This window comes from Gordonibacter urolithinfaciens, from assembly GCF_900199375.1.
GTDB classification, from domain to species: domain Bacteria; phylum Actinomycetota; class Coriobacteriia; order Coriobacteriales; family Eggerthellaceae; genus Gordonibacter; species Gordonibacter urolithinfaciens.
The window spans coordinates 32,517-44,376 of sequence record NZ_LT900217.1; the positions used below are offsets into that span (position 1 = coordinate 32,517).

General features: G+C 60.5%; 11 protein-coding genes. 3 read left to right on the forward strand and 8 right to left on the reverse strand.

The window, feature by feature from the left end; genetic code table 11:
- The first annotated feature begins 334 nt into the window (after nt 1-334).
- Nucleotides 335-1,507 carry a winged helix-turn-helix transcriptional regulator gene (locus BN3560_RS00145; RefSeq protein ID WP_096226514.1) on the forward strand — a complete coding sequence of 391 codons (1,173 nt, stop codon included), beginning with the start codon at nt 335-337 and terminating at the stop codon, nt 1,505-1,507.
- 117 nt (nt 1,508-1,624) lie between these two features.
- Here the strand turns inward: BN3560_RS00145 and BN3560_RS00150 are convergent, their stop codons facing one another.
- Both BN3560_RS00150 and BN3560_RS00155 read right to left on the reverse strand, forming a co-directional pair.
- Nucleotides 1,625-1,840, reverse strand: coding sequence for a hypothetical protein (locus BN3560_RS00150; RefSeq protein WP_123649916.1), 216 nt, complete (start codon nt 1,838-1,840; stop codon nt 1,625-1,627).
- Between the two features lie 234 nt (nt 1,841-2,074).
- Nucleotides 2,075-2,845, reverse strand: a complete 771-nt coding sequence (locus BN3560_RS00155) for a hypothetical protein (RefSeq protein ID WP_123649917.1) — start codon at nt 2,843-2,845, stop codon at nt 2,075-2,077.
- Nucleotides 2,846-3,010: 165 nt separating this feature from the next.
- Here BN3560_RS00155 and BN3560_RS00160 point away from each other — a divergent pair, with 165 nt between their 5' ends.
- Nucleotides 3,011-4,354 carry an IS30 family transposase gene (locus BN3560_RS00160; RefSeq protein ID WP_161959470.1) on the forward strand — a complete coding sequence of 448 codons (1,344 nt, stop codon included), beginning with the start codon at nt 3,011-3,013 and terminating at the stop codon, nt 4,352-4,354.
- A gap of 710 nt (nt 4,355-5,064) precedes the next feature.
- On the opposite strand, the gene BN3560_RS00165 is transcribed toward BN3560_RS00160, so the two are convergent.
- From BN3560_RS00165 to BN3560_RS00190, 6 genes are all read right to left on the reverse strand, one after another.
- Nucleotides 5,065-6,387, reverse strand: coding sequence for an IS30 family transposase (locus BN3560_RS00165; protein ID WP_096226518.1), 1,323 nt, complete (start codon nt 6,385-6,387; stop codon nt 5,065-5,067).
- 139 nt (nt 6,388-6,526) lie between these two features.
- Entirely contained in the window at nt 6,527-6,973 is a 447-nt protein-coding gene (locus tag BN3560_RS00170) for a hypothetical protein (RefSeq protein ID WP_096226519.1), read from the reverse strand.
- A gap of 149 nt (nt 6,974-7,122) precedes the next feature.
- Nucleotides 7,123-7,560, reverse strand: a complete 438-nt coding sequence (locus tag BN3560_RS00175) for a MerR family transcriptional regulator (protein WP_096226520.1) — start codon at nt 7,558-7,560, stop codon at nt 7,123-7,125.
- A gap of 113 nt (nt 7,561-7,673) precedes the next feature.
- Complete coding sequence (gene dut / locus BN3560_RS00180) at nt 7,674-8,120, reverse strand: dUTP diphosphatase (protein ID WP_172623270.1); 447 nt, start codon at nt 8,118-8,120, stop codon at nt 7,674-7,676.
- Nucleotides 8,120-8,566: a transcriptional regulator NrdR gene (gene nrdR, locus BN3560_RS00185; RefSeq protein ID WP_087189768.1), complete on the reverse strand. Its 447-nt coding sequence runs from the start codon at nt 8,564-8,566 to the stop codon at nt 8,120-8,122. The genes dut and nrdR overlap by 1 nt, the downstream gene beginning before the upstream one ends.
- 161 nt (nt 8,567-8,727) lie before the next feature.
- The gene (locus BN3560_RS00190) at nt 8,728-10,236 is read right to left on the reverse strand and encodes an ATP-binding cassette domain-containing protein (protein ID WP_096226522.1); all 1,509 of its coding nucleotides are present in this window, start codon (nt 10,234-10,236) and stop codon (nt 8,728-8,730) included.
- Nucleotides 10,237-11,045: 809 nt separating this feature from the next.
- Between BN3560_RS00190 and lexA the strand changes: the two genes are divergently transcribed.
- A complete protein-coding gene (gene lexA / locus BN3560_RS00200) occupies nt 11,046-11,684 on the forward strand; it encodes a transcriptional repressor LexA (protein WP_087189765.1) in 639 nt (212 codons plus the stop codon).
- Nucleotides 11,685-11,860: the final 176 nt, after the last annotated feature.

Sequence of the window (11,860 nt, forward strand, 5' to 3'; positions counted from 1 at the left end):
TGCCCCCTTTCGCATTGCTGCTCGCTCGAAAGAACGCGCTCGCGCCCGTTGGCGCAACCCGCTTGCCTCTAGGCTAGTGAGCGCGGGAAGGGGTTCGCAAGGTAGTTTCTGCTTTTAGAATATCCGGGAGTATCGCATAGCCTGAATTTTGCGGATTCCCGCCATTGCGAAGGATGGAGCGTCCCTGAATAGCCAGGTGCTAAAATGAACGGAGAATTCTCGGAATACAGCGCGCCGGTCGGAAAGGTCGGCGGACGCGAAAGCCGTTCGCCAGCGCGGGGGCGAGAACGGGTGATTTCCGGCCGGGAGCTTTCAGGGGAAGGACAGGGGTGAGATGGGATACTCCGGCTACTCTTATTCGGCCTTGACTCAGGCAGAGTTCTACAAGGCGGAGGCCGAGCTGATACGGTTCGGCGAACGGCTCGCGCATAGCCCCAGCGCGAAGCACCTGCAGGACACGCTGCTGGCCATCGATGCCATCTTCGCCATCCGCATGTCGCATGACATGACGCTTCCGGCCGTTCCCCTGATCACCGCGTTCGATCTGTCGAACTGGAAGTACCGTGGCGATGCCGAGCGGGGCATACGCACGCAGAGGCCGGAGTTTCGGTTCCCCGACAACTGCTTGAACGCCGCCCTGCAGGCTATTCACTATATGCAGGCCATAGAGTGGGCTTCTGCTGTGAGCAGGCAGGATGCCGCTATCACCATGGAAACCGTTCTGCACCTTCACGAGATCCTCTTGAGCGGGAAGACGGGGGACAACCGCTACCATGGTTTCAGGAGCAACTTCCTGCCGCACAAGAAAGGATCCGACCCCACCGCCATCCCTTTGGAGGTCAGCGACCTCTGCGCTTTCGCGAGCAGCGAGGCGTACTCGCCGCTCGGGCAAGCGTCCATCATCCATTGGGCTTTCGAGAGGATCGTTCCGTTCGACACGATGATCGACCGAACGGGGCTGATCCTGGCCTTCATGCCCATGTTCAGACGCGGCCTTTTCGCGAACGGCTACATGGCGCCCATATGCTGGGGCGCCTCCATCGGGAGGGAATACCGTCGGAAGCTGAAGGACTCCTCCCGCGTCGACCGCTCGCCGGGAAAGGGGGAGGACCTAAGGGAGCACTGGGCGGTATACAATGCGCAGAACACGTACCTGTCGGTGGTCGTGGCGGACTCGTTCTTGGCCGAAGCGGAGAAGCTGAGCGCGAAGTGGAGGTCGCAGAACCTGCGCATACCGGCCCATTCGGCACTGGACAAGCTGTTGGACCTGCTTTTGGGAAACCCCGGGCTCTCCACGATACGCGCTGCCGAGCTGATCGGGAAGAGCTACGGCGCCACCAACGAGGCCATCAGGCAGCTGGCTCGGGCGGGGATCGTCCGGGAAGTGGCGGTCGACGGCAGGGAGCGCATCTTCGTGTGCGGGCAGTCTGCCGCCATGATCACGGATTTTGTGGAAAGCCTGGTCAAGAAGGGCGACGAGGCGGAATCGAGCGGGGTGCGCTGCTAGGTGTGCGGCTTTGCACATGCATTGCCGCCGAGCTGGGCTGGGGCGGCATGTCTTGCCGCGCGCAGGACAGTCGCGATGCTGCGGCTCTCCTGCGCGCCTTCTTTCTATGACTGAGGCCTACTTCGCGGCTTCCGCGGTGGTGTCGCTGTGGAAGTTGGAGAAGCCGCCGACGGCGTTTGCCACGAACCTGCCCTCGCCCTTGGAGAAGAACACCTGCGCCGCCACGAGGTCCTTCAGACTGACCCCGATCTGCGCCATAGCCTCCTTCTGGCTCATCCCCGCCTCGATGAAGACGTTGAGTTCCTCCGCCTTCTTCGGTGATTCCAGAGCCATGAACTCCTCGCGATTCATAAGGTACCTCCCCGAAAGATCGTCGCCTGCCACCCTGTAGGCCCATTATAGGAAGGGGAGGGACGTTCCCTAAGAACGTTTCCGTTCAGCGCGCCGACGGAAACGTTTGCTCGTTGGAACCTGACGGCGAATACACACGGCGCTTATATGAGCAAAGCGGCTCCTACGCGCACTGAACAAGGACCAAACTTTCCAGAAACATGCCTTAGAGTAACTTTAAGGCATGTTTCTGGAACCAGTATGCACAGCTTCAGCCACGCAATGGGAGCGCTTTTCATTCTGCGGCTTGCATCCTCGCTCGATCAAAATCATAAATCCAATATCCCTTGAGAACAACTCGACGCTTTCGACGGGCATTTCATTTTTCTGGTCCGCCAAATCCCACAAGGGGCCAGCTAGAGACATGAGGACGATCATCGCGAACCCGACTATTACGAAAAGAGTCGTTGCGAAGCTCATGCAGGTGGAGTCTCCAGACGAATCTGCAAGCCTCACCAAGAAAGATACAAATACTCCCACCACCAGCGCTGCATACGCGCAATCGGTGAACATCTTGCGCGCCTCGCGCCGGGCCGACAGGAACCGCTGGGCCTCTTCTCGCATGAAACCGAGGGCGTCGGGAGTCAGACCGGTTTGGGCAACAAACTTTCGCCTTATACACTCAACCTGCTTGAATACACACCCGAGGTCGCCCAACGCGCTTTTGCGCTTGAACTTGTTGAGCAATATCGAATAGAAAAAGGAGAGAACAAGCGTGAATGCCAAGATGGCAATTTGGACAGTAACGGCAAAATCGCTCGGCAGCAGCGTTGAAGCAACAAAGCCAAGCAGGCACAGAATCAGCACTGCCAGGAAAGCCTTCGCAAAAAACGGGGCATTGGTTGCAAAGCGCCGCCAGATCGATCCCCGCTCATCCCTCGATATTCTGCCATATTTTGAAATAATAACCGAGCATAACAACCCCGCACCCCGATCCCTATCAACCACCGACCGACCACCGATCACCGACCAACGTAAATTGAATTCTCGTAGGTAAAAACTTCACCTCCAGTCTTGCATAAATCATGTAAATGCGGATTCCGAACCGTGGCCATGGCCGTTTGTGCTTTTCCTTCTTCCCGTAGGCGAAGGACCGACAGGAAGGAGGCCCTCATGGGGGATTCCAAGGGCGGTAGGCGCCCACTCACCTACGACGACAGGCTCGCGATAGAGCGTGGCCTGAACAGAGGGGACAGGATAGCGTGGATCGCGAGGACGATTGGCCGCGCGCCCAAGGTGGTCGCCGAGGAGGTAAAGCGCAACTGGACCGACGACCCCCAGGGAATGCTCGTGGTCCGAACCCGCAACATCTGCTCGAAGGCGGGGCTCTGCGAGGTGCGCGGGCTGTGCAAGGGCATGTGCAGGGCGCGCTGCAGCAGGTGCAAGGACTTCCTCTGTAACTCGCTCTGTCCCGATTTCGAGGCGAAGCCGTGCGAGAAGCTGGCAAGGAGCCCGTTCTGCTGCAACGCCTGCCCGAGCAGGGTCGGCGGCGGGTGCCGTCATCCCTATAGGTACTACCAGGCGAAATGGGCCCAAGACGCAGCCGACGCCAGGCGCAGCGAGTCCAGGCAGGGGATAGACTGCGACCCCGAGGCGTTCGAGAGCGCGATAACCCTGATATCGGACGGCCTCGCCAAAGGCCAGAGCCCGCAGCACATATTCGCCGCGAACCCCGGCGCCATACCGTTCGGCGTGCGCAGCCTCTACAACTACCTCGGCGGCGCCAAGGCGGGGGATCTGTCGAAGCTCGACCTGCCGAAGGCCGTACGCTACAAGCCCAGGTCGAAGTCGAAGTCCGCCAAATCCTCCAACATTCCGCGCGAGGTGCTCGAGGGGAGGCGGTGGACGGATTTCTGCGCCCTCGACCAGGCCGACCGCGACAACGCCGTCGAGATGGACACGGTGGTCGGGAGGCAGGGCAGGGACTCGCAGTGCATCTTGACGCTGTTCGTCAGGCGCATAGGGTTCCAGTTCTACATCCTCCTACCGGACAAGTCGGCGACCAGCGTGGTCGAGGCGCTCGACACCCTCCAGGAGCTCTGCGGGCCCCGGTTCTCCCAGGCCTTCGGCCTGATCCTCTGCGACCGCGGAAGCGAGTTCAGCGATGCGGAGCGCATCGAGCACGGCAGGAACGGCGTGAAGCGGCTGAGCCTCTTCTACTGCGATCCGCTCCAGAGCCAGCAAAAGGGACGTTGCGAGCGCTGCCACGAGGAGCTTAGGCGGATACTGCCGAAGGGAAAAACGAACTTCGACGCCTTGACCTGCCGCGACATGGCGGCGTGCATGAGCCACGTTAACAGCTACCTTCGCGGCAAGATGGACTGGATGGCGCCCGTCGAGATGGCGCGCCTCGTGCTTCCGCAAGGGCTCCTCGACGCGTACGGGGTCGAGGAGATAGAGCCGAAGGAGGTGAACCTCACGCCGCACCTCGTGCCCCACGCGATAACCCTGATCTAGCTAGTCTGGGGCACCGCATCATATCGCCGATTTCTTTACCTGCAGTCTTTCAAAACCAGCGACGCGGGCCTGACCTGGTGCTGTCTCAAACGGTTGCCGTCTACACATAACGGACTGCGAAGGCGGTCGATTGAAAAAGTGCAGGTAATAGACGGAACGCCGCGACCTCGAAATTGAAAAGGTAGAGGTAAACAACCATCTGATCTGCATAAACGTTAACTTACGAGAATTCAATCAACCCCCATCACCGACCAACGGGCTCTCCATCATTAACTTTACATAACATATGTTATCAATAATTCTGTTGTACCTATGGGGAAGTGCCGGGGTTAATTGACAGGGCAAAGTTTGAATGGTGTCAAGTTTCGGTGAAGTTGTTACTTCACTCTGACAATCCCACGTGAGGGGATATTCGAGGTTGTTACTTTGCTCTGTCAAGCTGCGGAGACGGCCATTTTCGGGCCCTTTTTGGTCGGTTTAAGCATACGCGGATCTAAGCCCCTGTCAAACGATGTGTCAGACTTAAGTTTGACTTCAAGGGCCTGCATCTTCCTATTCGGTTGTGTTCCCCTCGGGCGCATCGTCGTTATTTCGCTTCTTATCGTCACGTCAGGCAAATCTATCGCTCTGAACTGGTAAAACTCCTGAGAGCCTTTCTAAGGCCCCGTTTTGGTTTCGGACGGCTTCCAGGTCGTCCTTTTCGCCGTTCTCTAGCGCAGCCCCAGCTCCTTGAGGAGGCTCGGGCGCAAAATCACGCCGTCCGGCTCGACGCGCTGGATCGCCAGGCCGTCGAGAAGGTCTTCCGGCAGCACCTGGCTGGCCAGCGCGATCGGAGCCAAGCCGCCGAGCACGGGGCGCGCGTACGAGTTCACATGGCTGCACACGATGGAAAGCTCGTAATTGGTGAGGCCTTCCAGGGACGTTCCCTTGGGCAGGATCTTGCGCAGCTCGACGTGGTTCTTCTCGCAGCGGCCTTTCTGCCCGGACTGCAGCGGGTCGCAGTAGTAGACGCTGCAGCGCTTCCCGCCGTCTATGCTCGTCTCGATCTTCTCGGGGTCCAGGAACTCGTGGCCGCGGTCGGTGAGGATGATGCCGAAGTGCTTCCTGAACTCCTCTTTGCCGCAGAGTATCTCGATGTGGTCGAGGACGCGGCCGACGCATTCCTGCGTTTGCGCGGGCATGAGGATCATCAGCTGGAAGCAGTACCGGCGGAACAGCAGCGTGAGGATCGCCTTCTCGTCGCTCTTCTTTCCCTCGACGCAGTCCATCTCCACGGCCGACATCTGGACGTCGCTGGGCAGCTTCTGGAAGTCCTCGTAGGTGTGTCCCTGCAGGTCGGTCTTGAAAGGCAGGGTCTTCCCGCGCTTCTTGCGGGGCTTGTAGCGCATCTTCTTGGGCAGGTTGAGGTTGCAGATGTCGAGGACGCCCAGGTTGATGTAGCGGTAGAAGGTGCGGTAGCTGACGGGGAACTCGCCGCGATGCGTCTGCCAGATGTGCTCGAGGCTCTGCCCCTTCTTGAGGAGCGGCTTGATCACGCCCACCATCTCCTCGAGCTGCTCCGGGGTGCAGTTCACCCCTTGCCGGGAGTCCACGCTGGACCAGCGCGCCTCCTCCTCGGCGAGCCTCGCGTCGTAGAACCAGTTCGGATACTGGCAGCCTATCGCGAGGCGGGTCCTGCGGCCGTTGCAGACGTAGGGAGCCCTCTCGAGCTTCGGGCAGTCCTCGATCATCTCGAACTTGTCGCAGAGCCTGTTGCAGACGGCGTGCGAGCACCTCGCGCACTTCGAATGGCAGTCGATCCCGCAGATGCCGATCACGTCGCAGGTCGACTTGAACCTGCACAGGTTCTTCTCCCCGAAGCTCCTGTAATGCGGGCTGTCCTGCGTCCGGTGGCGCTTGACCTCGTCGGCGACGGTCGGCCAGCTGACTTTCAGGTGCGATGCGATGGAGTTGAGGCTCTCCCCGTCGTGGAGACGGTCCTCGATGTCCCGCCTGTCCTTCATGGTCAGGTGTCCGCCTTGTTTCTTGGGCATGCTGGAGCACCTCCTTCCGGCGCCCAAGGAGGAATACCAGCATAGCAAGCGGAAACATGGCATGGCTAGTCAGTTTTGACAGACTTAAGTTAGACAAATATACGTTCGAAATGTCAATCTTGGGGGAAGTGCCGGAGTGCTAGCCCCAAGTTGAGTTGCCTTTGGGGGTTGTGCCCAGGTCGGTGCCGGGTGCGAGGTTTCCGTAATCGCCGGATTCGATGGCCTCGAGCACGGCCGGGTACATGAGGTACGCGGAAACCGCGTTCAGGACCAGCGCGATACTGCATACGGCGATACCGATTATGCAAGACCGTTTAAGTCGCTTCGCTGGCGCGGCGACATCGGTCAACCTGGTAGACAGCGCGTTCAGCTTCTTGAGCGCGATGATGGCGCACACCAGTCCGGCGGTTGCAAGGAACACGCCTCCAATGAACAAAGATACCGGCCCGGCGATGCTTGCCACCATGACGAGGTTCTGGGCCACCTTCAGGTCGCGAACGTCGCGTTCGTTGGGCCGCAGCCTCGGGCCTTGGTTCGGAGGTTCGGGGTATCCGGGTGGCTTGGGTGGCTGATTTTGGTCATCCATAGTCGATTTCGTCCAATCTGTCAAAATATCGCGTCTCTGACCTGCGGTTTTATAAACGAGGCTTTGAGAGCCGTTCTAAGGCCCTATCTTGCCCTTCGACGAGTCCTAGGTCATGGAAACAGGGCGTTTTCTAGCGCTTCGCCCACGCACTATAGCATGCCGTGTCCTTGGGAGCGTTCCGCAGCTTCCAAATCCACCGTAGCGGCATGGAGGCGTTTCAGGCTCTCGTCCAGCTCCTCGCGCTGGTACTCGAGCACGGTCTCTTGCGCCCGCAAGATCGACAGGCGTTCGGCCCGGGTGGTGCCGCCACGCTTGCAGAGGCGCACGAAGTACTGGATGCCCTCGATGGACAGGCCGCTTTTGCGAAGCGCCTCGACCAGGTGCAGTTGGGCAACGTCGGCCTCGGAGAACGTCCGCACGCCGCGCTTGTCGCGATGAAGGTTCGGGAAGAACCCGCACTTGTCGTAATAGCGGATGGTGAAAGCCGAGATTCCCGTCAAGGCGACAACGTCGCCGATGCCGTAGATCGGATCGGCTTGCGTAGCCGGGACGTCAACGATCCGGCTATTATGTCCCTCGTCGCCCATAGGCCTCCTCGGAAGTCGACTTGAGTACGGGCTTAGAGTTACTCTAACCAATAACGATTTTAACTTAGAGTAACTCTAAGTGCAATATGAAAGCCTCGACCTATCCGGAACCGCTATGCGCCGATGCCGCTGCTGCCGAACCCGCCGGCGCCCCGATCGGTAGCAGGAAGATCCCCACACGAATCAAACACGGCCTCGGCCACGCGCATGATGACAAGCTGCGCGATACGGTCCCCCCGCTTGACCTCGAAAGGCTCGCGCGGGTCTAGGTTGACGAGGATGGCCTTGATCTCGCCACGGTAGTTGCTGTCGATGAGCCCCGGTGCATTCACGAGCGATACGCCGTGCCTCGCCGCCAACCCGCTGCGCGGCAGGACGAAACCAGCGTAGCCGACCGGAATGGCGACGGCAATGCCGCAGGGCACGAGCTTGCGCTCGAACGGCTGCAGCGTCTCGTCGATCGTCGAGCGCAGGTCGACGGCAGCATCGCCCGCGTAGGCGCAGGCAGGCACCGGAAGTTCGGCATCGAGCGCCTTGAGGGGAATCGCGAGGCGCTCCATCAGCGCAGCCCCTCGAGGGCGGCTGCGAACTCCTCTACGTTTTGGAAGTCCTTGTAGACGCTCGCGAACCGCACGTAGGCAACATCGTCGAGCTTCGCCAGACGCACGAGAACCATATCGCCAAGTTCCTTTGACCTGATCTCGTTGCAGGAGGCGTTGCGAAGCTCGGTTTCAATACTATCGACGAGCGACGCTATCTGCTCGGGTGAGATAGGCCGCTTCCCGCAGGCAATGAGCAGGCCGCGCATGAGCTTCTGGCGGTCATAGGCTTCGGAGGACCCATCCGCCTTGATAACGATGAGCGGGTTCTCGCCCAAACGCTCGTAGGTGGTGAATCGACGGCCGCAATCAAGGCATTCGCGTCGGCGCCGGATAGCCGTGCCATCCTCGGAAGGGCGCGAGTCCACCACTTTTGATTCGGGGTTTCCGCAGGAAGGACAGCGCATGAAAGGCTCCTTTGCTCGATTTTGGATCAGCCTAGCATACAAGATATTGTGCTTCAATCCGCATTGTCGATCCCTGCAAAAAAACCGCCCCCTGCGGAAAGGAGGCGGTCCGAAGCGGGTGTGGATCTCGGCTTCACCGGTGTTCGACCACGGGGAAAAGGTCAAAGCTCCACCCTTACATGGGTGTCGCCGAGCCCTCTCCCTTCGGCACGGCCAACGTCGAACACCCATCGTGTTGCGGTGAGCGCGTCGAGGAAGCGCTCGTCGTGGGACACGAGCATCAGGGCGCAGGGACAATCGGCCAGCACGTCCTGCAAGGCTTCGACAGAGCGTATATCCAGGTGGTTCGTCGGCTCGTCCATGACGATGAGATGCGGTCGTCCTGTCAGGCCCTGCGCCAACAGGAGCTTGCGCACCTCGCCGGGGCTCAAGTCGTCTCCCTCCAAGATGCGTGCCGGCGGCGAATCGAGCCGGGCGACAATGGAGAGCAGGCGCCCGCGCTCTGCCGGCGCGAGAGCCTTCACCGAGGCGAGAAGGGCGCGCGCCCGGTCACTTCCTATCTCTTGCGGGACGTACACCATGCCCTCTTCCGGCATTTGCCGCAGCACTTCGGCAAGCAGCGTCGATTTGCCTGCACCGTTCCTGCCCACCAGGCCGATGCGGTCGGTGTTGCCCACGTACAGCTGCGGATGGTGCAGCATGCGCCCCTCGCCCAGCGTCAGGGACCCGGCCTCGCATCGGACGAGCACCGTGCGCGCGGCGGGCTCGGCTTCCAGGTCGAGCGCACCCTCGTACACCTTGGCGACGCGAACCTCGGCCATGCGCTTCTCTGCACGCTCGACTTTCTTCCCCATCTGCGACGAGAGCCGCCCGGTCTTGCCATCCTGGCCGGAATAGATGGCCAGCTTGATCTTCGCGCGCCCGTCATGGTCGTGCCGGTCGAGATGCCGAGCCGAGCGCCGTGCAGCCGAACGCGCCGCCACCCCGTCTCGACGATTGCTCTCCGTCTTGAGGCGCGCCAGTTCGCGACGGGCATGGGACCGCTCCTCTACGGCAGTCTGGCGGCGTAGGTCTAGCTGCTCCTTCGCCTGAGAGTACGTGCCGGGCACGGTCACAGCACGCCCTCGATCCACGAACACGCACGAGCTCACCAGCCCGTCGAGCAACGCGCGGTCGTGCGAGACGAGAAGGCCCGTCCCGCGATACTCGGCAAGCGCACGCGCCACCAGTTCGCGGGTTTCGGCGTCGAGGTGGTTTGTGGGCTCGTCGAGTGCAAGCAGCACAGGATCGGCTGCGAGGGCACATGCTATCTGGATACGCTTGCACTCGCCATGTGACAGGGTGTCGTAGCGCCATAGCCATGCGTCGTCGATGCCGAGCAGGTAGCGCAGGCGCACGGCCTCGGGGCGGTAGTCGTAGGAGAACTCCTCGAGCCCCGTTGGCGCGACATCGGTCGACTGGGCGCAGAACGATCCTGCGACCTGCGGAGAAACGCTTCCTTTCTGGGGCTCGAGCATCCCGCATACGATCTTGAGCAACGTGCTCTTGCCGGCTCCGTTCGGGCCGACCACGCCGGTCCAGCCGGGCGCGAACACGGCGGATGCGTCATCGAGCGCCAAGGCATCGGCGCCGTCGTAGGTATAGGTAAGATGGCGGGCTGAAACGAACACGGAAGGGCCTCCCTTCGAGAGGCACCGGATTCAATGCTTTTCGCGCTGGCAACCTGGCGCCGATGAGACGGCGAGGCTAGGGATAGGAACATCAAGGAACAGCAACGAAAGCGCACCCGGTGCGGAGCTTGCATGACCTGGCGGGTGCCCGAAGGCTTTCGTTAGAACTTCATGTTCCTTGTCTCCTTCTCGAAGGCCGCATTCACAGCAGCCTGTCTGGGATTTCGGTTCAAAAGGCAGTCTACCACATGGACCTGCAAGGAGGAAGGGTCCTGCGGGGTGGAAAGGCGATGGAACGGCAGCGCCATGGTGGCGAGGATGCCGCGCAGTCACAGAAATGCAGTATCCATGGGCGTTCCGAAGTCGCTAGAAGCTGATGAAAATGCTGAGGAAGGCGAAAACGGAGAAGACGCATCCGGCAAGAGCGCCTTGCCACGGCCTCACACGGCCGTAAGCGCGACCTGCCGCACTGCCATGACGAAGAACCCGCGCCATCTCCGTAGCGCCAAGTCTGCGAGCACGGCACGCAGCAGACGGTACCTGACGCGCGTGCGAATGCTGCAGCGGCGCGCAAGCACCTTGGGAACCGCTCCCTGGAAACTCGATGATAGCCCCGGCTGCGGATACACGGTTGAACTCCGGCTGCAGGGCCGACGTGCCATCGAAGGGGCACCGCATCTCGAAATTCTTCATCTTTCTGCCTCCTAGGCCTTGCGTAGAACCTTTGTTCGCATATATAATAGAACGAACAAAAGTTCATGTCAATACGTATTTAAAACATTTGTTCGTTCAAGGGAAAGGAACGGGGCATGTCCGACAAAGTGACGAAACGCCAGAAGGCGGTGCTCGACTGCATCGAGGAGTGCATCCGCGAGAAGGGCTACGGTCCCACGGTGCGCGAGGTCTGCCAAAGCTTGGGCCTTTCCTCCCCTTCGACAGTCCACGTGCACCTCAAAGCACTCGAGGACAAGGGGCTCATCAAGCGCGATCCCCTCAAGTCGCGTTCCATCGCGCTCACCTATCCGCTTGGCGATGCAGAGAGCACTTCCAACGTCATCAAGCCCAGCTTCAACAAGGTGGTGAACGTGCCGCTCGTGGGCAATGTGGCGGCCGGCTCCCCCATCCTCGCCGAGGAGAACATCACCGACACCATCTCGCTTCCCACCGACATCGTGGGCGATGCACCGTCGTTCCTGCTGTCGGTACGGGGCGAATCGATGATCGAGGCGGGCATCAACGACGGCGACTACGTGGTGGTGAAAGAACAGCCCGTCGCCAACAACGGCGACATCGTCGTGGCCATCATCGACGACGGCGCGACGGTCAAGCGCTTCTACAAGGAATCCGACCATATCCGCCTGCAGCCGGAGAACTCCACGATGGAGCCCATCATCACCACCGACTGCTCCATCGCGGGCAAGGTAGTGGCGGTGTTCCGTCGCCTGTAGGCGACGCCTTGCGGGGCCCTGCCGAAGGAGCGAGACGCCCTGTTGGATTACGGCCCCTGCAGGAGAAACGCCGGCCTTGGGATGAGGGGCGCTCGTTCGTCCCGAGACCGACCGGTGATCCGAGATCGCGTCATCCGGTCGCAAACTACTTGGTTAGAGTTACTCTAACCAAGTAG